The sequence below is a fragment of the Pseudomonas sp. LBUM1664 genome (assembly GCF_059695895.1).
The window spans coordinates 5,093,330-5,114,352 of the sequence record NZ_CP166791.1; the positions used below are offsets into that span (position 1 = coordinate 5,093,330).

Annotated in this window: 20 protein-coding genes; 6 read left to right on the forward strand and 14 right to left on the reverse strand. The window is 61.1% G+C overall.

The window, feature by feature from the left end:
• Nucleotides 1–11: 11 nt before the first annotated feature.
• Complete coding sequence (locus ACA047_RS23800; protein WP_497353545.1) at nt 12–620, forward strand: Pr6Pr family membrane protein; 609 nt, start codon at nt 12–14, stop codon at nt 618–620.
• Between the two features lie 48 nt (nt 621–668).
• Here ACA047_RS23800 and ACA047_RS23805 read toward each other — a convergent pair whose 3' ends face one another.
• The 3 genes from ACA047_RS23805 to ACA047_RS23815 are packed head-to-tail and all read right to left on the reverse strand — an operon-like array spanning nt 669 to nt 2,015.
• Entirely contained in the window at nt 669–878 is a 210-nt protein-coding gene (locus ACA047_RS23805; protein WP_497353547.1) for a DUF1289 domain-containing protein, read from the reverse strand.
• On the reverse strand, nt 875–1,399 hold the full coding sequence (locus tag ACA047_RS23810; protein WP_116833376.1) for a gamma carbonic anhydrase family protein: 525 nt from the start codon (nt 1,397–1,399) through the stop codon (nt 875–877). The genes ACA047_RS23805 and ACA047_RS23810 overlap by 4 nt, the downstream gene beginning before the upstream one ends.
• A 16-nt stretch (nt 1,400–1,415) precedes the next feature.
• The gene (locus tag ACA047_RS23815; RefSeq protein ID WP_497353549.1) at nt 1,416–2,015 is read right to left on the reverse strand and encodes a CoA pyrophosphatase; all 600 of its coding nucleotides are present in this window, start codon (nt 2,013–2,015) and stop codon (nt 1,416–1,418) included.
• A gap of 146 nt (nt 2,016–2,161) precedes the next feature.
• Between ACA047_RS23815 and ACA047_RS23820 the strand changes: the two genes are divergently transcribed.
• Both ACA047_RS23820 and ACA047_RS23825 read left to right on the forward strand, forming a co-directional pair.
• Nucleotides 2,162–2,713, forward strand: a complete 552-nt coding sequence (locus ACA047_RS23820; RefSeq protein WP_497353551.1) for an NUDIX hydrolase — start codon at nt 2,162–2,164, stop codon at nt 2,711–2,713.
• Nucleotides 2,714–2,753: 40 nt separating this feature from the next.
• On the forward strand, nt 2,754–3,260 hold the full coding sequence (locus tag ACA047_RS23825) for a L,D-transpeptidase family protein (protein WP_497353553.1): 507 nt from the start codon (nt 2,754–2,756) through the stop codon (nt 3,258–3,260).
• A 245-nt stretch (nt 3,261–3,505) separates the two neighbouring features.
• Here the strand turns inward: ACA047_RS23825 and ACA047_RS23830 are convergent, their stop codons facing one another.
• The 3 genes from ACA047_RS23830 to purL all read right to left on the reverse strand — a co-directional run bounded on the left by ACA047_RS23830 (nt 3,506) and on the right by purL (nt 8,381).
• On the reverse strand, nt 3,506–3,793 hold the full coding sequence (locus ACA047_RS23830; RefSeq protein ID WP_497360516.1) for a DUF6124 family protein: 288 nt from the start codon (nt 3,791–3,793) through the stop codon (nt 3,506–3,508).
• Nucleotides 3,794–4,168: 375 nt separating this feature from the next.
• Nucleotides 4,169–4,480: an NGG1p interacting factor NIF3 gene (locus ACA047_RS23835; protein WP_497353555.1), complete on the reverse strand. Its 312-nt coding sequence runs from the start codon at nt 4,478–4,480 to the stop codon at nt 4,169–4,171.
• 4 nt (nt 4,481–4,484) lie between these two features.
• Nucleotides 4,485–8,381, reverse strand: coding sequence for a phosphoribosylformylglycinamidine synthase (gene purL / locus ACA047_RS23840; protein ID WP_497353557.1), 3,897 nt, complete (start codon nt 8,379–8,381; stop codon nt 4,485–4,487).
• A gap of 288 nt (nt 8,382–8,669) precedes the next feature.
• On the opposite strand from purL, the gene mltF reads away from it, so the two are divergent.
• The gene (gene mltF, locus ACA047_RS23845; protein WP_497353559.1) at nt 8,670–10,130 is read left to right on the forward strand and encodes a membrane-bound lytic murein transglycosylase MltF; all 1,461 of its coding nucleotides are present in this window, start codon (nt 8,670–8,672) and stop codon (nt 10,128–10,130) included.
• A gap of 57 nt (nt 10,131–10,187) precedes the next feature.
• On the opposite strand, the gene pdxJ is transcribed toward mltF, so the two are convergent.
• The 8 genes from pdxJ to lptF all read right to left on the reverse strand — a co-directional run bounded on the left by pdxJ (nt 10,188) and on the right by lptF (nt 18,583).
• A complete protein-coding gene (gene pdxJ, locus ACA047_RS23850; RefSeq protein ID WP_497353561.1) occupies nt 10,188–10,931 on the reverse strand; it encodes a pyridoxine 5'-phosphate synthase in 744 nt (247 codons plus the stop codon).
• Nucleotides 10,932–10,980: 49 nt separating this feature from the next.
• Nucleotides 10,981–11,670: a DNA repair protein RecO gene (gene recO / locus ACA047_RS23855; protein ID WP_497353563.1), complete on the reverse strand. Its 690-nt coding sequence runs from the start codon at nt 11,668–11,670 to the stop codon at nt 10,981–10,983.
• 170 nt (nt 11,671–11,840) lie between these two features.
• Nucleotides 11,841–12,743 (reverse strand): GTPase Era, encoded by a 903-nt coding sequence (era, locus tag ACA047_RS23860; protein WP_497353565.1) that lies wholly within the window; start codon nt 12,741–12,743, stop codon nt 11,841–11,843.
• A complete protein-coding gene (gene rnc, locus ACA047_RS23865) occupies nt 12,736–13,425 on the reverse strand; it encodes a ribonuclease III (protein WP_497353567.1) in 690 nt (229 codons plus the stop codon). The genes era and rnc overlap by 8 nt, the downstream gene beginning before the upstream one ends.
• A gap of 184 nt (nt 13,426–13,609) precedes the next feature.
• Nucleotides 13,610–14,464: a signal peptidase I gene (lepB, locus tag ACA047_RS23870; protein ID WP_497353569.1), complete on the reverse strand. Its 855-nt coding sequence runs from the start codon at nt 14,462–14,464 to the stop codon at nt 13,610–13,612.
• A gap of 5 nt (nt 14,465–14,469) precedes the next feature.
• Entirely contained in the window at nt 14,470–16,269 is a 1,800-nt protein-coding gene (gene lepA / locus ACA047_RS23875; RefSeq protein WP_497353571.1) for a translation elongation factor 4, read from the reverse strand.
• A 138-nt stretch (nt 16,270–16,407) separates the two neighbouring features.
• Nucleotides 16,408–17,469: an LPS export ABC transporter permease LptG gene (lptG, locus tag ACA047_RS23880; protein WP_497353573.1), complete on the reverse strand. Its 1,062-nt coding sequence runs from the start codon at nt 17,467–17,469 to the stop codon at nt 16,408–16,410.
• Nucleotides 17,462–18,583 (reverse strand): LPS export ABC transporter permease LptF, encoded by a 1,122-nt coding sequence (lptF, locus tag ACA047_RS23885; RefSeq protein ID WP_497353575.1) that lies wholly within the window; start codon nt 18,581–18,583, stop codon nt 17,462–17,464. The genes lptG and lptF overlap by 8 nt, the downstream gene beginning before the upstream one ends.
• A gap of 458 nt (nt 18,584–19,041) precedes the next feature.
• On the opposite strand from lptF, the gene ACA047_RS23890 reads away from it, so the two are divergent.
• Nucleotides 19,042–20,532, forward strand: coding sequence for a leucyl aminopeptidase (locus ACA047_RS23890; RefSeq protein ID WP_497353577.1), 1,491 nt, complete (start codon nt 19,042–19,044; stop codon nt 20,530–20,532).
• A 60-nt stretch (nt 20,533–20,592) separates the two neighbouring features.
• Nucleotides 20,593–21,021, forward strand: a complete 429-nt coding sequence (locus ACA047_RS23895; protein WP_497353579.1) for a DNA polymerase III subunit chi — start codon at nt 20,593–20,595, stop codon at nt 21,019–21,021.
• The last annotated feature ends 2 nt before the right edge of the window (nt 21,022–21,023 follow it).

Here is a 21,023-nt window from a genome sequence, read left to right on the forward strand (position 1 = left end):
GACAGCGTTTCGTGTCCGTGGCGGCACTGCTCGGCTGGCTGGGGTTGAGCATCCAGCTGTACCTGATTCTGTTGGGGCGCTGGGAACTGGGGGCGAGCCTGCTGGGTGGCCTGGTGAACTTCTTCAGTTTCTTCACGGTGTTGACCAATACCCTGGTGGCCGTGGTGCTGACCTGGGAACTGACGACTCGCGAATCAGCGGTCCGGCGCTGGTTCCTGCAACCTGGGGCAAGCAGCGGCATCGCCGTGAGCATCGCCCTGGTCGGCCTGGCCTATAACCTGCTGCTGCGGCACCTGTGGCAACCCGAGGGCTGGCAGTTCGTGGCCGACGAGTTGCTGCACGATGTGATGCCGTTGCTGTACATCACCTATTGGTGGCTGTACGTGCCCAAAGGCACTTTGCGTCTGGGCCACATGGGGCTTTGGGTGATCTACCCCGTGATGTATTTCGCCTATGTCTTGTTGCGGGGGGATTTATTGGCCGCTTACCCCTACCCCTTTATTGACGTGACGAACCTGGGTTATCCACAGGCGTTCATCAATGCCGGAGGGATATTGGCGGGGTTTGTCGGGATTGCGCTGGGGGTGCTGGGGTTGGATCGGTGGTTGGGGCTGAAATAAAAGCCTTGCTCCCACAGATTTGGCTCCCACAGGGGTTTGTATTCACAATCAGGGCCGTGCAGGCACCCTCCACACCAACCCGCTGGACTTCGCCCGTTCATGACACAACGCCAGGACGCTACGCCGTTCATCGTTGTCCATCTGGCTCCAACGGGTAATTTCCGACACGGTGCGCTGGCAACCGGTGCAGATATCGTCATCGTCCAGCGCGCAGATGTTCACGCAGGGCGAGCGAACCGGGCGTTCGGGCGTGTTCATTGTTCTTGCTCGGCCAAGTCGCGCGCGTAGCGCTGCGCGTTGTGAACGTAGTGCGCCGCACTGGCTTCGAGCATTTTCTTCTGGGCTTCGGTCAATTCCCGCACGACCTTGCCGGGAGAGCCCATCACCAGCGAGCCGTCGGGGATTTCCTTGCCTTCGCCGATCAGCGAGTTGGCGCCAATGATGCAGTTTTTGCCGATCTTCGCGCCGTTGAGAATCACCGCATTGATGCCGATGAGGCTGTAGTCCCCCACCGTACAACCGTGGAGCATGGCGTTGTGGCCGATGGTCACGCCGGTGCCGATGGTCAGCGGGTAGCCCATGTCGGTGTGCATCACCGTGCCGTCCTGCACATTGCTGTTCTTGCCGATCAGGATCAGTTCGTTATCGCCGCGCAGCACGGCGTTGAACCAGACATTGGCGCCCTCTTCGAGACGGACCTTGCCTACCAGCGTAGCGTTGGGTGCTACCCAGCTCTGTGGGTGGGTTTCGACACGGGCATCGCCCAGACGGTATTTCATGAGGTTCCTCGGGGCTTTAGGTATTGATGAAGGTTCTGGGCGGTTTGTGCAGGTCGATGTCAGCATCGAACAGCAGGTTGACCAGTTCGACGACCATGATCGCCGTCAGGCCCCAGATCTTGTATTCGCCAAAGCGATAGCTGGGCACATACCAACTGCGACCCTGGTAATCGATACGGTGCGTGTGTTCGCGAGGATCCTTGCGGAAAAACTCCAACGGCACGCTGAACACCGCAGCGATCTCCGCATCGTTGGCCAGGTACTCGACATAGTCCGGGATCACTCCGACATAAGGCGTGACCTTGATACCGTGCAGCGAAATCAGCGGGCTGAGGGGGCCGATCACTTCCACCAGGCCGGGGGGCAGGCCGATTTCTTCCTCGGCTTCGCGCAGGGCGGTGAAGATCAGGTCAGGGTCTTCCGGGTCGCGGCGCCCGCCAGGGAACGCCACTTCGCCGCCATGGGTCGAAAGCCCGCTGGCGCGCAGGGTCAATACCAGTTCCGGTTCGTCACTGCGGGTAATTGGCACCAACACCGCCGCTTCAGGGAAACGTCGGTCGGTCTCCAGGGTACGCGGGGTATGGTTGCTTACTCGATGCAGTAGCTCGTCCAGCATGAGACTTCTCGATTTATTAGCTACCTTGCATCATGCACCAATCATGCAGGCGGCCCAAGCCCCGGACCACGACGTGTCGCGAAACGACAACTTGCCGACACCCGCCTGCGCACGCCAAGATAGGCGCAGCATTCAGGAACCCAAGCATGAAATTCTGCAGTCAGTGCGGTAACCCAGTGACCCAGCGCATACCCGAGGGCGACTCGCGCCTGCGCTTTGTCTGCGACACCTGCCAAACCATCCATTACCAGAACCCCAACATCGTGGCCGGTTGCGTACCGACCTGGGGCAGCAAGGTGTTGCTGTGTCGGCGTGCCATCGAGCCACGGCTCGGCTACTGGACGCTGCCGGCGGGTTTCATGGAGAACGGCGAAACCGTCGAACAGGCCGCCGTGCGCGAAACCGCCGAGGAAGCCTGCGCTCGCGTGCGAAATTTAAGCCTCTATACGCTGATCGATGTACCACACATCAGCCAGGTGCATGTATTCTTCCGCGCCGAGTTGGTGGACGAAAATTTCGCCGCCGGGCCCGAAAGCCTGGAAGTGAAACTGTTCGAAGAAGCGGACATTCCCTGGGACGAGCTGGCCTTCCGCACAGTGGGCCGTACCCTGGAGTATTTCTACGCAGACCGACGAACCGAGGATTACCCTGTGCGATCCGAATCGATTCCGCCGCTGGCTCAGCCTGCCAATACATAAAAATCCAATAAGCCGCGACACCTCTAGGGATACCGTTTCAATGCGCTGGTTGCTTGTCCTGTTCTGCTTGTCGTTCACCGCTGTGTCCCAGGCCTCTGCGATGGGAACCTACAACGGCAAGACCATCGAAAAAGTGCTGGTGCTCAAGTCCGCCCATCAATTGCAATTGATCAATGACGGCAAACCGCTCAAGACCTACCGTATTTCACTGGGCAAAAGCGCCAAAAAAGGCCCCAAGCTGATAGAAGGCGACAAACGCACCCCCGAAGGCTTCTATTGGCTGGACTGGCGCAAGACCAGTGACAGCTACTATCTGTCGATGCACATTTCCTACCCCAACATCAGCGACTCCGCCCGTGCTCGACGCGAAGGCGTGGAACCGGGGGGCATGATCATGATCCACGGCACCCCGGACAGCGAAGAAACCCCCGAACAGCTGTTCCACACCCTGGACTGGACCGACGGCTGCATCGCCATGCGCAACGTCGACATGCGCGAAGTCTGGAACCTGGTGCCCGATGGCACGATGATCGAGATTCGTCCGTAACCCCACTCTCTTGCGGCGAGACGCTTCTGTGGCGAGGGAGCTTGCTCGCGCTGGGCTGCGCAGCAGCCCCAAGCTATCAGCTCAATCTGCCTGACACACCGGGTTGCCTGGTTTCAGGGCCGCTTCGCGCCCCAGCGCGAGCAAGCTCCCTCGCCACAGGGTCTGGTGTCGATCACAAGCTTTACAAGCAACACAAATCCACTGTGGGAGCGAGCCTACTCGCGATGAGGCCGGCACTTATTGCATCAAGTCCGAAGCTCTACCCGGTCCAAGGCCTTGTTCGCCAACAACGCCCCCAACTCAATCATCTGCGCCACCCCCAACGCCACATGCCGCCGCGAGCCATCCAGATCGAAGGCAAGGTCGCTGAGCATCGCATTGGCCGAGGCCAGGGTTTCGCTGAGGTTGGCTAGCAGGACTTCGGTATCGACAGTGTCCACCACGGTGAACAGCTGTGCCGGAGGTTTGGGTTCTGACTCGCTGTCGTCAGGCTTGAGGTAGAAATCCAGCGCACGATCAGCGGCCTCTTGCAGCTTTTCGGGGGCGTAATCGCCGTAGGGGAAGGTGGATGCGGGTTGGGAATGTCAGAATTATTTTTCAAAGGGAAGCTCCTTGATCTCATGGAGCCCAGGACAATCGTCCGGGCCTATTGCCCTTGTTTTTTCGGACGGTCAAACCCGGTCGCTAAATTGGCAGCGACACCCAAAGGCTAGAGCCCCCGCTTCCGAGGGACAACCTTAAAAACTTGTCGGAAACTTCGATGCGTCTGACAGACCGTCTATTTTTACAGGCGGTTTTTGGATTGGTGTGTATATCCGTTGCTGCGGGGATTCGTGTACACAGGAATCCCACCCAATAAAAAACCCGCTGATCCAATCAGCGGGTTTTTCATTTCAACGGGCGCAGGATCAAAAATCCTCCAACCGCCACACTTCATAAGCCGGCGTCTCGTAGGGATGGCTCTGTTTCAGCGCCTCCACCACCGGACGAATCAGCTCATCGGCGACGACAAGCTCCACTTTCCATTCCTCGACCTGCTCGACCTGGCCCGCTTCGCCAATGAACGGCTGGCTGCCGTCCAACGGTCGAAACTGGCCCAGGCCCAGCACTTGCCAGGCGCAGTGCTCATAGTCGCCGATTCGCCCACCACCGGCAGCGAATACGGCGCTTTTGACCACGTCCACATGGCTGGCCGGGACGAAGAAGCAGAGCTTGTACACGGCCTTAGTTCACCCAGACGCGAGCGTTACGGAACATACGCATCCACGGTGCGTCTTCGTTCCAGTCGTCTGAACGCCACGAGTTCTGCACCGCGCGGAACACCCGCTCCGGGTGCGGCATCATGATCGTGACGCGGCCGTCGCGGCTGGTCAGGCCGGTGATCCCGCGCGGCGAACCGTTCGGGTTGGCCGGGTAGGTTTCAGTGACCTTGCCGTGGTTGTCGACGAAACGCAGCGACACGCAACCGGACAGGTCGGCTTCAAGCAGTGCTTCTTCGCTTTCGAATTCCGCGTGGCCTTCACCGTGGGCGATGGCGATTGGCATGCGCGAACCGGCCATGCCCTGCAGGAAAATCGAGTTCGACTCCTGCACCTGAACCATCGCCACGCGGGCTTCGAACTGCTCGGAACGGTTACGTACGAAGTGCGGCCAGAACTCGCTGCCCGGGATCAGTTCGTGCAAGTTGGACATCATCTGGCAACCGTTGCACACACCGAGGGTGAAGCTGTCGGTGCGCTCGAAGAAGCCTTGGAACGCGTCGCGGGCGCGGCTGTTGAACAGCGCCGACTTGGCCCAGCCTTCACCGGCCCCCAGCACGTCGCCGTAGGAGAAACCGCCACAAGCGACCATGCCTTTGAAGTCGTTCAGGTCGACACGGCCGGCCAGGATGTCGCTCATGTGCACGTCGATCGCGTTGAAACCGGCGCGGTCGAACGCCGCCGCCATTTCCACCTGACCGTTGACGCCCTGCTCGCGCAGCACCGCCACTTGTGGGCGAATGCCTTTCTTGATGTAGGGCGCGGCCACGTCCTGGTTGACGTCGTAGCTGAGCTTGGCGCTCAGGCCCGGGTTGTCTTCTTCCAGCAGGGCGTCGAATTCTTGCTCGGCGCACTCGACGTTGTCCCGCAGGCGCTGGATCTGGTAGCTGGTTTCAGCCCACTGGCGCTGCAACAGGCGGCGCTGACCTTCAAACACGGTGTCGCCATTGAAGGTGATGTTGATGTGGGCGTTGTTGATCGGTTGGCCGATCACCGAGACGCAGTCGGCAAGGCCCGCCGCGCTGAACTGGGCGAGGATGTCCGGGGTGGCGTCCTGGCGAACCTGGATCACCGCACCCAGTTCTTCGTTGAACAGGATGGCCGGGATTTCGGCGGCAGACTCGGCAACGCTGTCGAGGGTCAGGTTCAGGCCGCAGTGGCCGGCGAAGGCCATTTCCACCACGGTGGTCAGCAAGCCACCGTCGGAACGGTCGTGGTAGGCCAGCAGGTGACCGTCGGCGTTGAGGCCCTGGATGACGGCGAAGAACGCTTTCAGGTCTTCGGCATCATCGACGTCCGGCGCTTGCGAGCCGAGCTTGCCATGCACCTGGGCCAGAATCGAGGCGCCCATGCGGTTCTGGCCACGGCCCAGGTCGATCATGATCAGGTCGGTGGTGCCCTTGTCCATGCGCAGTTGCGGGGTCAGGGTCTGGCGAATGTCGGTGACGGGGGCGAAACCGGTCACGATCAGCGACAGCGGCGAGGTCACGCTCTTGTCTACGCCGTCGTCGTTCCAGCGCGTGGCCATGGACATGGAGTCCTTGCCCACCGGAATGGTAATGCCCAGCTCCGGGCACAGCTCCATGCCGACAGCCTTGACGGTGTCGTACAGGCGTGCGTCTTCACCCGGGTGACCGGCGGCGGACATCCAGTTGGCCGACAGCTTGATGTCGGAAATCTTGCCGATGCGCGAGGCCACAATGTTGGTCAGGGTCTCACCAATCGCCATGCGGCCCGACGCCGGAGCGTCCAGCAGCGCCAGCGGGGTGCGCTCACCCATGGCCATGGCTTCGCCGGTGTAGACGTCGAAGCTGGTGGCGGTCACGGCAACATCGGCCACCGGCACCTGCCACGGGCCAACCATCTGGTCACGGGCCACGAGGCCGGTGATGGTGCGGTCGCCAATGGTGATCAGGAAACTTTTGCTCGCCACGGCCGGGTGATGCAGCACGCGCTCGATGCAATCGGCGACGTCGAGGGTCGACGGGTCGAAGTCGTCGCCCAGCTCGGCTTCGCGAACGGCCGAACGGTGCATGCGCGGGGCTTTGCCCAGCAGCACTTCCAGCGGCATGTCCACCGGGCTGTTGCCGAAGTGGCTGTCGGTGACGGTCAGTTGCGGCTCGGCGGTGGCTTCGCCGACGACGGCGAATGGGCAGCGCTCGCGCTCGCAAATGGCTTGGAAACGCTCGAAGTCGGCCGGGCCGACCGCCAGGACATAACGCTCCTGGGATTCGTTACTCCAGATTTCGTGCGGGGCCATGCCCGGCTCGTCGTTCGGAATGTTGCGCAGTTCGAAGCGGCCACCACGGCCACCGTCGTTGACCAGTTCCGGGAAGGCGTTGGACAGGCCGCCTGCGCCGACGTCGTGGATGAAGCTGATGGGGTTGTGCTCGCCCAACTGCCAGCAACGGTCGATGACTTCCTGGCAGCGGCGTTCCATTTCCGGGTTTTCCCGCTGGACCGAGGCGAAGTCCAGGTCCGCCGAGCTGGTGCCGGTGGCCATGGAGGAAGCAGCGCCGCCGCCCAGGCCGATCAGCATGGCCGGGCCGCCGAGGACGATCAGCTTGGAACCGACCAGGATTTCGCCTTTCTGTACGTGTTCGGCGCGGATGTTACCCATGCCGCCCGCGAGCATGATCGGCTTGTGGTAACCACGAACTTCTTCACCACGGGGGGTGGTGATGGACTGTTCGAAGGTACGGAAGTAGCCGGTCAGGGCCGGACGGCCGAATTCGTTGTTGAACGCCGCGCCACCCAGGGGGCCTTCGATCATGATGTCCAAGGCGTTGACGATGCGCTCAGGCTTGCCGTACGGCTTTTCCCAGGGCTGTTCGAAGCCCGGGATTTGCAGGTTCGACACGGTGAAGCCGGTCAGGCCAGCCTTGGGCTTGGCACCACGACCGGTGGCGCCTTCGTCGCGGATCTCACCACCGGAACCGGTGGACGCGCCCGGGAACGGGGCAATCGCGGTCGGGTGGTTGTGGGTCTCGACCTTCATCAGGATGTGCACCGGCTCCTGGACCGCACCGTACTGGCGGGTCTCAGGGTTCGGGTAGAAGCGACCGGCGACGTTGCCGACGATCACCGCGGCGTTGTCTTTGTAGGCCGACAGCACACCTTCGTTGTGCATCTGATAGGTGTTCTTGATCATGCCGAACAGGCTTTTTTCCTGGCTCTGGCCGTCAATGTCCCAACTGGCGTTGAAGATCTTGTGACGGCAATGCTCGGAGTTGGCCTGGGCGAACATCATCAGTTCGATGTCGTGGGGGTTGCGCTTCAAGCCCTGGAAGGCGTCGACCAGGTAATCGATCTCGTCTTCGGCCAGGGCCAAGCCCAGGTCGGCGTTGGCTTTTTCCAGCGCGCCGCGGCCGCCGCCCAGCACGTCGATGGCGGTCAGTGGCTTGGGTTCGGCGTGGCTGAACAGGCCGGCGGCCTGTTCCAGGTTGCCCAGTACGACCTGGGTCATGCGGTCATGCAAAGCGTCGGCGATCAGTTGGGCCTCGGCCTCGCTGAACTCACCGGCGACATAAAAGGCAATGCCGCGCTCAAGGCGCTGGATTTTCGACAGGCCGCAGTTGCGGGCGATGTCGCTGGCCTTGCTCGACCACGGCGAAATGGTGCCAAAACGCGGCAATACCAGGAACAGGCGACCGGTCGGCTCCTGGACAGGAACACTGGGACCGTACTTCAGAAGGCGCGCGAGCACCTGCTGTTCGTCGCCGGTCAAACCGCCGGTGACTTCGGCGAAGTGAGCGAATTCAGCATACAAGCCACTGACAGCTGGGACGCATCGGCTCAGTTGCTCAAGGAGTTTGCTGTGGCGAAAGGCAGAAAGGGCAGGAGCGCCGCGCAGGATCAACATCTTCGGGACAGCCTCGGGAAGGGGGTGTGCTTTGAGGCCGTGCATTCTAGCCTAAACCGCTGGCGACGGCACCCGAAACGGCACGTGCGATGCTGGCCGAATGTCGGTCTTTACGCGCACGGCTTGATCAAGCCCCCATTCCCGGGGTCGCGCAGAGATATTTTTCATCGAGCAAAACCCCAGCACACGCCGGCCGGCCTGTGTTGCGGACATGTTTTGCAACCGCTAGCAGACTGGCCTTTTGCTGTCGAGATATGGCGGCCGTAGCCGTTTGCGTATACTGCGCAGATGTTTTCCCCAACGGCTTTGCGTCCGCGGTATGCCAAATGGCTGATCGCAACCGGACTCTTCCTGGTGCTCAGTGGTTGTGTTGAGAAACCCAACACACTGGAGCGCGTAAAGGAGGATGGCGTGCTGCGGGTGGTTACCCGAAACAGCCCTGCCACCTACTTCGAGGATCGCAATGGTGAAACCGGCTTCGAATACGAGCTGGTGAAGCGCTTCGCCGACGATTTGGGGGTGGAGCTGAAAATCGAGACCGCCGACAACCTCGACGACCTGTTCAGCCAGATCGGCAAACCCAACGGCCCGGTATTGGCGGCCGCAGGCCTTGTCAGCAGCGAGCAACGCAAGAAACAGGTGCGGTTTTCCCACGCGTACCTGGAAGTCACCCCGCAAGTCATCTACCGCAACGGCCAGTCACGCCCCACCGACGCGGCAGCCTTGGCGGGCAAGAGGATCATGGTGCTCAAAGGCAGCACCCACGCCGAACAGCTGGCGCAGTTGAAACAGCAGTATCCGGGCATCGAATACGAAGAGTCCGACGCGGTTGAAGTAGTCGATCTGCTTCGCATGGTCGATGAGGGCCAGATCGACCTGACCCTGGTGGACTCCAACGAAGTGGCGATGAACCAGGTGTACTTCCCCAACGTGCGCGTGGCCTTCGACCTGGGCGACGCCCGCAGCCAGAGCTGGGCGGTGGCCCCCGGCGAAGACAACAGCCTGCTCAACGAAATCAACGCCTACCTCGACAAGGTGCAGAAGAACGGCACGCTGCAACGCCTCAAAGACCGTTATTACGGGCACGTCGATGTCCTCGGCTACATGGGCGCCACCACCTTCGCCCAGCATTTGCAGCAACGGCTGCCCAAATATGAACAACACTTCAAGGCCTACGCCAAGCAAGAGAAAGTCGACTGGCGCCTGTTGGCCGCGATCGGCTATCAGGAATCGCTGTGGCAACCGGCTGTCACGTCCAAGACCGGCGTGCGCGGCCTGATGATGCTGACCCAGAACACCGCCCAGGCCATGGGCGTGTCCAACCGCCTGGATCCGAAGCAGAGCATCATGGGCGGCGCCAAGTACCTGGCCTACATGAAGGACCAGTTGGACGAGGGCATCGAGGAGCCGGACCGCACCTGGTTCGCCCTCGCCGCCTACAACGTGGGCAGCGGTCATCTGGACGACGCCCGCAAACTGGCGGCCAAGGAAGGGCTGAACCCGAACAAGTGGCTGGATGTGAAGAAGATCCTGCCGCGCCTGTCCCAGAAACAGTGGTACAGCAAGACCCGCTACGGCTACGCCCGGGGCGGCGAACCGGTGCATTTCGTGGCGAACATTCGTCGCTACTACGACATCCTGACCTGGGTCACACAGCCGCAGCTCGAAGGCAACCAAGTGGCCGAGGGCAACCTGCACGTGCCGGGTGTCGACAAGAGCAAGCCGAACCAGGAAACCCCGCCGCTTTAAGGCATACCACAAGCAATGTGGGAGCAAAGCTTGCTCCCACAGGCTGTGGTGGTGGGTTCAGGATTTGGCGGCAGCCAGGATCAGCGCTTTCATCTCGGCAACCGCCGACTTGAACCCGACAAACAACGCATGAGCCACCAGGGCATGGCCGATGTTCAGTTCGTTGATGCCCTTGATGGCCGCGACGGCTTCGACGTTGTGGTAGTGCAGGCCATGACCGGCGTTGACGATCAGGCCTTGGGCCAGGCCGAACGCGACACCGTTGGCGATCCTTTGCAGTTCATCGGCCACGTCCGTGGGCGTTTCGGCATCGGCATAGCGGCCGGTGTGCAGTTCAATGGCCGGGGCACCGACGCGCTTGGAGGCTTCGATCTGCCGTTCGTCGGCATCGATGAACAGCGACACCTCAGCGCCGATTTTCGACAGCCGTTCCACCGCCAAGCTGATCCGCGACTCCTGCCCGGCCACGTCCAGACCGCCTTCGGTGGTCAGCTCCTGACGCGTCTCCGGCACCAGGCAGATGTGCGCCGGGCGAATGCGCTCGGCGAACGCCATCATTTCTTCGGTCACGCCCATTTCGAAGTTCATGCGGGTTTGCAGCACATCCTTGAGCAGCAACACGTCGCGCTCCTGGATGTGGCGACGGTCTTCACGCAGGTGCACGGTGATGCCATCGGCCCCCGCTTCCTCGGCGTCCAGTGCGGCCTTGACCGGGTCCGGGTAGCGGGTACCACGGGCTTGGCGCAGGGTGGCGACATGGTCGATGTTCACGCCGAGAAGAATGCGATTGCTGGTGCTCACGTAAAGGCTCCTGAATGGACAAATGTTCGGCCCACAGCATACGGGTTGATCAGGGCTTGCGAAACAACTCGCGACTGACCAGCGGCCGACCACCCAAATGAACCGCCAGGGCTTGGCGCATCAGACGCTTGGCCGCCGACAAAGCGCCCGGCGCACTCCAGTCGGCCTTGGCCATGGCCAGAAGATCGGCACCGTTGAACAGCCCCGGTTGCAGCAGGTAGACCTGCTCCAGGCCGGCATCCACCTGCAAGCGGTACAGACCGTTAGCTGCGATGGGCTCGCCATGCAGGTCAGTGTTCAGGGCGAAACCGTAGCCCAGGTCGTCCAGCAGCCGCCACTCGAAGGAACGCAGCAGCGGCTCCAGCGGACGGCCTTCGGCCAGGGCCGACAGCGTGGCGGCGTAGTGGTCGAAGACGGCGGGATGGGGGTCTTCGGCAGGCAGCAGGCGGATCAGCAATTCATTGAGGTACAAACCGCTGAACAACGCCTCGCCGTTGAGCCACGTGGCAACGCCATTGCTTTCCATGCGCCCGACATTCTTCAACTCGCCCCGCCCACGGAATTCGACTTCCAGCGGCACGAACGGCCGCGCCAATGTCCCGGCCTTGCCCCGCGCCCCACGCAACACCGCCCGCAGCCGACCTTGCGGCGTGAGGAAATCCACCAACGCGCTGCTTTCGCGATAGGCGCGCGAATGCAGGACGTAGGCGGGTTGGGCGATGGGTTGGGTGGCGGACATGGGAATCGCAGTTCTCAATGAGTAAACGCAGTTTTACTGACAACCCCAAACCACTGTGGGAGCGAGCCTGCTCGCGATGAGGGACTGATATTCAACATGGATGTTGACTGACAGACCGCTATCGCGAGCAGGCTCGCTCCCACAGTGGAATTTATGCGTCCAGAACAGGGTTACAGGTCGCCGTAACCCAGCGAACGCAACGCCCGCTCGTCGTCGGACCAGCCGCCCTTCACCTTGACCCACAGGTTGAGCATGATCTTGGAGTCGAACAGCAGCTCCATGTCCTTGCGCGCCTCGGTGCCGATGCGCTTGATGCGCTCGCCCTTGTCGCCAATGATGATTTTCTTCTGGCCGTCACGCTCAACGAGGATCAAGGCATGGATGTGCAGGGTCTTGCCCTGTTGCTTGAACTCTTCAATCTCGACCGTGATCTGGTACGGCAGCTCGGCGCCCATCTGGCGCATGATTTTTTCGCGCACCAGTTCCGCCGCCAGGAAACGGCTGCTGCGGTCAGTGATCTGGTCTTCGGGGAAGAAGTGATCGTTTTCCGGCAGGTGCTCGGCGATTACCCGCTCCAGCGCGTCGAGGTTATGGCCGTGCTGGGCAGAAATCGGGATGATCTGGGCGTTCGGCAGCTGTTCCTGCAACCAGGTCAGGTGCGGCATCAATTCCGACTTGTCTTCGATACGGTCGGTCTTGTTCAACGCCACGATCAAGGGGCCGGTCACGTACTGGACGCGCTCGAGGACCATTTGGTCTTCTTCGGTCCACTTGGTGCGGTCGACCACGAAGATCACCACATCGACGTCTTTCAACGCCGCCGAAGCGGTCTTGTTCATGTAGCGGTTCAAGGCCTTTTCGCCGCCCTTGTGCATGCCCGGGGTATCGACGTAGATCGCCTGCACGGCGCCTTCGGTCTTGATACCCAGCATGTTGTGGCGGGTGGTCTGAGGCTTGCGCGAGGTGATCGCCAGCTTCTGGCCCAGGATGTGGTTCAGCAGCGTGGACTTGCCCACGTTCGGCCGGCCGACAATGGCGACATAGCCGCAGCGGGTGACGGTTGTATCAGTCATTGCCATTCTCCACGCCCAGGGCAATCAGTGCTGCGGCGGCCGCTACCTGTTCGGCAATACGACGACTCACACCCTGACCCCGGCTTTTTTCATTCAATAAGACCACTTCGCATTCGACGAAGAAGGTTCGGCAATGCGGCTCGCCCTGGATGTCCACTACGTCGTAGCGCGGCAGCTCGCAACCGCGTGATTGCAGGAATTCCTGCAAACGGGTTTTCGGATCCTTGTTGGTGTCCACCAGCGTCAGGCTGTCGATCTCGGAAGTCAGCCAGGCCAGCACGCGCTCACGCGCCATTTCCATGCCGGCGTCCAGGTAGATCGCGCCGATCAACGCTTCCAGGGCGTCGGCCAGAATCGACTCACGACGGAAACCACCGCTCTTCAACTCACCGGAGCCCAGGCGCAGGTATTCGCCCAAGTCAAAACCACGAGCCAGTACAGCCAGGGTCTCACCTTTTACCAGCCGTGCGCGCAGACGCGACAACTGGCCTTCGCGGGCCAAGGGAAAACGCTCGAACAGCGCCTCGCCAGCCACGAAGTTGAGGATAGCGTCACCGAGGAATTCCAGGCGTTCGTTGTTGCGCCCGGCAAAACTGCGGTGAGTGAGGGCCAGGAGCATCAGGTCCTGGTCCTTGAAGGTGTAGCCGAGCTGACGCTCGAGACGGCTTAGAGAAACGCTCACGGTTTACCCACGCTGAGTTCGTGGCTGGATTCCACCGCCACGGCGGTAAGGCGCCGTTGGCTTGGGACAATTAACGCTGTGTTCAAAAATGACGTCCTGACTATCGGTGGCTTCATGCCTTCGGGCAGCCTTGTACAGGCTCCAGAAATGCATTCGGCGCTGTGTTCAACAGCGCCGTGTGTGATTACTTGATCAGGCCAACCCGCGAGAAGTTCGGCAGGTGACTGAGTTTGGGTTCCGGCCAGCTCATCCAGACCGCAAAGGCCTTGCCGACGATATTCCGGTCGGGGACCATGCCCAGCATGTCCTTGGGAATGTTCGGATCATCCCAGTAACGGCTGTCGTTGGAGTTGTCGCGGTTGTCGCCCATCATGAAATAGTGCTCCGCCGGCACGGTCCACGAATGGTCCGGCGTGGCGCGGTAGCGGCTCATTTCCTTGCGGATCAGGTGCTCGGCCTCGCCGAGTTTTTCCTTATAGAGCTCGGCACTGCCCAACGTGCCCGGCTCGGAGCCGATCAGCTGTTCAGCCACCGATTCACCGTTGACGAACAGCCGCTTGTCGGCGGTGTAGCGAATGGTGTCGCCCGGCAGGCCGACTACACGCTTGATGTAGTTGACGTTCGGGTCGCTCGGGAAGCGGAACACCATCACATCGCCACGCTGCGGGTCACCGACCTCGATGACTTTCTTGTCGATCACCGGCAGGCGGATCCCGTAGGAAAACTTGTTCACCAGGATGAAATCGCCCACATCCAGGGTCGGCTTCATCGAGCCGGACGGGATCTGGAACGGTTCCACCAGGAACGAACGCAGCACCAGCACGATAAACAACACCGGGAAGAACGACTTGCCGTATTCGACCAGCAGCGGTTCCTTGTTGAGTTTTTCTACCACCACACCATCAGGCTGGCTGACGCTGCCCTGATACGAGGCGATGGCAGCCCGGCGCCGTGGCGCCAGGAACAACAGATCAAGCAACCCCAAAAGACCGCAGACGAACACGGCGATAACCAGCAACAGCGGGAAATTTAGCGACATAGGACCTAACTATCCAACCTGAGCACTGCAAGGAAGGCTTCCTGTGGAATTTCCACGTTACCGACCTGCTTCATGCGTTTCTTACCGGCCTTCTGCTTTTCCAACAGCTTGCGCTTGCGGCTGACGTCGCCGCCGTAGCATTTGGCCAATACGTTCTTTCTGAGCGCCTTGACGGTTGTACGCGCCACAATCTGCCCGCCAATGGCGGCCTGGATTGCCACGTCGAACATCTGCCGCGGAATCAGTTCCTTCATCTTCTCGGTCAATGCACGACCTTTGTAGTGCGCGTTGTCACGATGAACGATCAATGCCAGGGCATCGACTTTCTCACCGTTGATCAGCACATCCAGCTTCACCAGATTAGCCGATTGGTAACGATCGAAATGATAATCCAGCGAAGCATAGCCGCGACTGGTCGATTTCAGACGATCGAAGAAGTCCAGCACCACTTCGTTCATCGGCAGGTCGTAGGTCACCTGGACCTGCGTGCCGAGGAACAACATGTCGTGCTGCACGCCACGCTTCTCGATGCACAGCGTAATGACGTTACCCAGGTGCTCCTGAGGCACAAGGATGTTGGCGCGCACAATCGGCTCACGCATGTCTTCGATCAACGACAGGTCCGGAAGTTTGGACGGGTTATCGACGTAGATGGTTTCGCCAGTCTTGAGCAACAGCTCGAAAATAACCGTCGGCGCCGTGGTGATCAGGTCCAGGTCGTATTCGCGCTCCAGGCGCTCCTGGATGATTTCCATGTGCAGCATGCCCAGGAACCCGCAACGGAAGCCGAAGCCCAGGGCATCGGAGCTTTCCGGGGTGTATTGCAGCGACGAGTCGTTCAGCGTCAGCTTTTGCAGGGCTTCGCGGAAATCTTCGAAGTCGTCGGAGCTGACCGGAAACAGACCGGCATAGACCTGGGGCTGGATACGTTTGAAACCGGGCAGCACATCGACGTCGGGGGTGGAACTCAGGGTCAGGGTGTCACCGACCGGTGCACCGTGGATGTCCTTGATGCCGGCGATGATGAAACCCACTTCGCCGGCCTTGAGATCGACGGTGGCGGTGTGTTTCGGGTTGAATACACCGACGCTGTCCACCAAGTGGATCTTGCCGGTGGATTTGACCAGGATCTTGTCGCCCTTCCTCACGCGGCCATGGCGCACGCGAACCAGGGAGACCACGCCCAGGTAGTTGTCGAACCAGGAGTCGATGATCAACGCTTGCAGCGGATCTTCGATGTTGCCGGTCGGCGCGGGAATGGTGTGCACCAGGCGTTCGAGCACTTCGTCCACGCCCTGGCCGGTCTTGGCGCTGCAGGTGACCGCGTCGGTGGCGTCGATGCCGATGATTTTCTCGATTTCTTCCTTCACGCGGTCCGGATCGGCCTGGGGCAGGTCGATCTTGTTCAGCACCGGCATGACTTCCAGGCCCTGCTCGATGGCCGTGTAGCAGTTGGCAACCGACTGGGCTTCGACGCCCTGGCCGGCATCGACCACCAGCAATGCACCTTCACAGGCCGCCAGCGAGCGGCTGACTTCATAGGTGAAGTCGACGTGGCCCGGGGTATCGATGAAGTTCAGCTGGTAAGTGATGCCGTCTTTGGCTTTGTAATAGAGGGTAACGCTGTGGGCCTTGATGGTGATCCCGCGCTCACGCTCAAGGTCCATGGAGTCCAGGACCTGGGCTTCCATTTCGCGCTCGGCCAGACCGCCGCACATCTGGATGAAGCGATCAGCCAGCGTCGACTTGCCATGGTCAATGTGGGCGATGATGGAGAAATTGCGGATATGACTCAAATCACTCACGGATCAACACTCAAAAAGGCTGCAGGCATAGCCCGCCGAAAAATAGCCGGGAATTGTACCTGATACACCGCACAAGTGGGAGCAAAGCTTGCTCCCACACGGCCTTGCTCCCACAGCCCCCTCGCTACAGATGCGCGATCAACCGGCTCGGCGCAGCAGCCAAAGCCCGGCCACCGCACAGACACCGGCGGGCACCAGCACCGCAAACAGCGGCGAGAAACCGAACACCAGGCTCGATGGCCCCAGCAAATCCTGGGCAATACGGAAGGTGAAGCCCACCAGCACGCCGGTAAACACCCGCTGGCCGAGGGTCACCGAACGCAGCGGGCCAAAGATGAAGGAGATCGCCATCAGCACCAGGGCGGCAGTGACCAGCGGCTGCAACACCTTGACCCAAAAAGCCAGCCAGTAGCGGCCGTTATTCAGGCCCTGGTCCGCCAGGTAGTGGACATACCCCCACAAACCGGTAATCGACAGGGACTCCGGCTCCATCACCACGGTACTGAGCAGTTGCGGGCTCAGCGCCACGTCCCAGCGCTCCTGCGGGGCGGTGACCACCTCGGTGCGCTTGTCATGGAACAACGTGGTGGTGACATCGCTCAGCTGCCAGTGATCTTCGGCAAATTGAGCGCGCTTGGCGAAGCTCGCCGACAGCATGTGACGCTGTTCGTCGAAGCGATAACGGGTCACGCCATACAGAATGCCCTTGGGCTGGACCGAGTTGATGTGGATGAACTCATCGCCTTGACGGTGCCACAGACCGTGCTTGGCACTTTGCGCATCGCCGCCGCCCTGGGCGAGGGAACGGTTGGCCTGGGCGGTGTTTTCCGTGGCCGGGGCGATGTATTCGCCGATCAGTACACCCACCAGCATCAGTACCAGCATCGGTTTCATCACCGCCCAGACGATCCGACCAATGGACACGCCAGCGGCGCGCATGATGGTCAGCTCGCTGTTACTGGCCAGGCTGCCCAGGCCGATCAGGCAACCGATCAGCGCGGCCATCGGCAGCATGTCGTACAGACGCCGCGGCGCGGTCAGCAGCACGTAGCTCAGGACGTCCGTCAGGGTATAGGTGTCGCTGACGTCACTCATTTCATCGATGAAGGCAAACAGGGTCGCCAGGCCAAGAATAATCCCCAGCACCGCGATGATCGCCATGAACACGCTGCTGCCGATGTAGCGGTCGAGTTTAACCACGGGCCACCTCCAGCACGCTGCGGCGACTGGCCAGTTTCAGGCGCAGCGGCTCCCAGTAAAGCAGCCCCAGGCCGATGACCAGGAAAATCGAATGCACCCACCACAGCCCCAGGGTCGGCGGGATCTTGCCTTTTTCCAGGGCACTGCGGGCGGAAATCAGGATGGTCAGGTAAGCCATATACAAAAGAATCGCCGGCAGCAGCTTGAGGAAACGGCCCTGGCGCGGGTTGACCCGCGACAGCGGCACCGCCATGAGGGTGACGATGAACACCAGCAGTGGCAGCGACAGGCGCCATTGCAGCTCGGTGCGTGCGCGAATGTCATCGCTGCCCAGCAGGCTGGCGGTAGACATTGCATCGCGGTCGGTGACTTCGTTGCTGACATCGGGCTTGGGCAGCAGCACACCGTAGGTGTCGTACTTGATGGCTCGGTAATCGGCCTGCCCTGGATTGCCGTCGTAGCGATAGCCGTTGTTCAGGATCAGGTAGCGGTTGCCGTCGGGGTTGATTTCCTGGCGACCTTTCTCGGCCACCAGCACGGAAATGCCACGATCCTTTTTACTGTCGGAAGACAGGTTCTTTTGCGTGATGAAAACGCCACCCAGGTTGATCCGGTCGTCCGAGAGCTGCTCGGTATAGGTGACCCGCGTACCGTCGCGCAGAGCCTGGAAGCGACCCGGCACCAGGGTGTCGAATTCGGTCATGGCGTCCTGCTTGTTGATCAGCAGCTGGAACTGGTTGGCGCCCTGGGGGGACAGGCTCAGGCTCAGCCAAGCCACCAGCAACGCCACCAGCGTTGCCGGGAAAAGCGTGATGCGAAACAGGCGCTGCTGGCTCATGCCAGTGGCCGACAGCACGGTCATTTCGCTGTCCAGGTACAAACGACCGTAGGCCAGCAGGATGCCAAGGAACAACCCCAGCGGCAGGATCAGTTGCAGGAAACCGGGCAGGCGAAACCCCATGATCAGAAACAGGGAGCCTGGATCCAGGGCACCGGAGGCCGCCTGGGCGAGATATTTGATGAAGCGCCCGCTCATGATGATGACCAGCAGCACGGCGCTGACGGCGCTCAGGGTCAGCAGGACTTCGCGGGATAGATAACGGAAGACGATCACACCAAACACTCCAGGGCTGTCAGGCTAGGCTTTGTACGAAAAGTGCCTGCGCGACGATCATGCTGCGTTGAAAACAGGCTCGCAATGCTCATTGACAACCAGTCAACTCCGCCTCCTCGCCTGTTTTCGCCTTGCCTGATCGCCGCTCGGCGACTTTTCATACAAACCCTAAGGCGGCCAAACAAGCAAACGTATCGAGCCGGCCCGCCAAAGCGAACCGCCGAAAAAAGAGCCGCATTATCCTGTGATTGGAGGCGCCTGTCACTGCACACGCTTTAAACCGGCGCTTAAAGCCGCAAAGTTAACGTCGGCGAGGGTTGTCAGGCTCCGGCGCCGAGGTTCAAACTGCGGCCTTTGTTGCCGGCAAGCACCGGCGCTTCTTTTATATAGAAGAAGCTCGCTCAGCGCGCCAATGTGTCGGCGCCTGGCATCTTGACCATTCACTCAGGGATCCGCACATGGAACTGGTTGTAAAAAGCGTCAGCCCAGAAACGTTGAAAACCGCCACGCTGGTGGTTGCCGTCGGTGAAAACCGCCAGCTCGGCGTCGTCGCCACCCAACTCGACGCCCTGTGCGGCGGCGCTATCAGTGCCGTGCTCAAGCGCGGCGACCTGGCAGGCAAAGTCGGCCAGAGCCTGTTGCTGCACAGCCTGCCCAACCTCAAGGCCGAACGCTTGCTGCTGGTGGGCGTGGGCAAGGAAGCCGAACTGGGCGACCGTCCGTTCCGTAAAATCATCGCCGGCGTACTGGGCACCCTCAAAGGCCTGGGCGGTGGCGACGCTGCTCTGGCGCTGGACGAGTTGGTGGTCAAGGGCCGCGACAGCTATGGCAAGAACCGCCTGCTGGCCGAGACCCTGGTGGACGGCGAATACCAGTTCGACCAGTTCAAGAGCCAGAAAGCCGAACCCCGCGCCCTGAAAAAAGTCACCCTGCTGACCATCAAGGCCGCACAGGCCGAAGTCCATCGCGCCGTGACCCACGCCACGGCGATTGCCAACGGCATGGCCTTCACCCGCGACCTGGGCAACCTGCCGCCAAACATCTGCCACCCGACTTTCCTCGGCGAACAGGCCAAGGCGCTGGGCAAGGAATTCAAGGGCCTGAAGGTCGAAGTCTTCGACGAAAAGAAAATCAAAGACCTGGGCATGGGTTCGTTCTACTCCGTCGGCCAGGGCAGCGCCCAGCCGCCGCGCCTGATCGTCATGCAGTACAACGGCGGCAAGAAGTCCGAGAAGCCTTACGCGCTGGTGGGCAAAGGCATCACTTTCGACACCGGCGGCATCAGTCTCAAGCCCGGCGCCGGCATGGATGAGATGAAGTACGACATGGGCGGCGCCGCCAGCGTGTTCGGCACCCTGCGCGCCGTGCTCGAACTGCAACTGCCGATCAACCTGGTGTGCATCCTGGCCTGCGCCGAGAACATGCCCAGCGGCACAGCTTCGCGCCCGGGTGACATCGTCACCACCATGAGCGGCCAGACCGTGGAAATCCTCAACACCGACGCCGAAGGCCGCCTGGTGCTGTGTGACGCCCTCACCTATTCCGAGCGCTTCAAGCCTCAAGCAGTGATCGACATCGCGACCCTGACCGGCGCCTGCGTCGTCGCCCTGGGCGCCCATACTTCGGGCCTCTTGGGCAACAACGACGAACTGATCAGCCAACTGCTCAGCGCCGGCCAGCAAGCCGACGACCGCGCCTGGCAATTGCCGCTGTTCGATGAGTACCAGGAGCAACTGGATAGCCCGTTCGCCGACATCGCCAACATCGGTGGCCCGAAAGCCGGGACCATCACGGCGGCGTGCTTCCTGTCGCGCTTCACCAAGAACCTGAACTGGGCGCACCTGGACATTGCCGGCACAGCCTGGACCAGCGGCGGCAAGGACAAGGGCGCCACCGGGCGTCCGGTTCCCCTGCTGACCCAGTACCTGTTGGACCGCGCCAAGGCCTGACACCAATGACCGTCGATGGCGTCACCTGCAGGTGGCGCCATCGGCGGCTCAGGAACTGCAATGACCAAAGTCGATTTCTACATTCTGCCCAGCACCGATCCGTCGGCGCGGCTGGATTTTGCCTGCAAGCTCACCGAAAAGGCCTGGCGCATGGGCCATCGCATCTACCTGCATTGCAGCGATGCCGCCCAGCGCGAGGATCTGGACGCACGTTTGTGGGCCTTCAAGGGCGAAAGCTTCGTGCCCCACGGCCCGGCGGAAAGCGAACCCGAGGGGTTGATCGTGCTGGGGCTGGGGGATGACTGCGGTCAGCACCAGGACCTGCTGGTCAATCTCGACCTGAAAGTACCGGCCTTTGCCCAGCGCTTCGCCCGCGTGGCGGAAGTGGTGGTCGAAGACCCGGCCATCCGACAAGCCGCGCGGGAGAGTTTCCGTTTCTACCGCGAACAGGGCTATCCTCTGCAAGACCACCGTTTACAGCGACTCTGAGC

Bases quoted from the DNA above. Each gene is read 5' to 3' on its own strand.
- ACA047_RS23825 (WP_497353553.1), top strand. From the start codon at position 2,754: ATGCGCTGGTTGCTTGTCCTGTTCTGCTTGTCGTTCACCGCTGTGTCC.
- lepB (WP_497353569.1), bottom strand. From the start codon at position 14,464: ATGTCGCTAAATTTCCCGCTGTTGCTGGTTATCGCCGTGTTCGTCTGC.
- ACA047_RS23815 (WP_497353549.1), bottom strand. From the start codon at position 2,015: ATGCTGGACGAGCTACTGCATCGAGTAAGCAACCATACCCCGCGTACC.
- ACA047_RS23820 (WP_497353551.1), top strand. From the start codon at position 2,162: ATGAAATTCTGCAGTCAGTGCGGTAACCCAGTGACCCAGCGCATACCC.
- ACA047_RS23805 (WP_497353547.1), bottom strand. From the start codon at position 878: ATGAACACGCCCGAACGCCCGGTTCGCTCGCCCTGCGTGAACATCTGC.
- ACA047_RS23895 (WP_497353579.1), top strand. From the start codon at position 20,593: ATGACCAAAGTCGATTTCTACATTCTGCCCAGCACCGATCCGTCGGCG.
- era (WP_497353565.1), bottom strand. From the start codon at position 12,743: ATGACTGATACAACCGTCACCCGCTGCGGCTATGTCGCCATTGTCGGC.
- ACA047_RS23890 (WP_497353577.1), top strand. From the start codon at position 19,042: ATGGAACTGGTTGTAAAAAGCGTCAGCCCAGAAACGTTGAAAACCGCC.
- mltF (WP_497353559.1), top strand. From the start codon at position 8,670: ATGTTTTCCCCAACGGCTTTGCGTCCGCGGTATGCCAAATGGCTGATC.
- purL (WP_497353557.1), bottom strand. From the start codon at position 8,381: ATGTTGATCCTGCGCGGCGCTCCTGCCCTTTCTGCCTTTCGCCACAGC.
- ACA047_RS23810 (WP_116833376.1), bottom strand. From the start codon at position 1,399: ATGAAATACCGTCTGGGCGATGCCCGTGTCGAAACCCACCCACAGAGC.
- recO (WP_497353563.1), bottom strand. From the start codon at position 11,670: ATGTCCGCCACCCAACCCATCGCCCAACCCGCCTACGTCCTGCATTCG.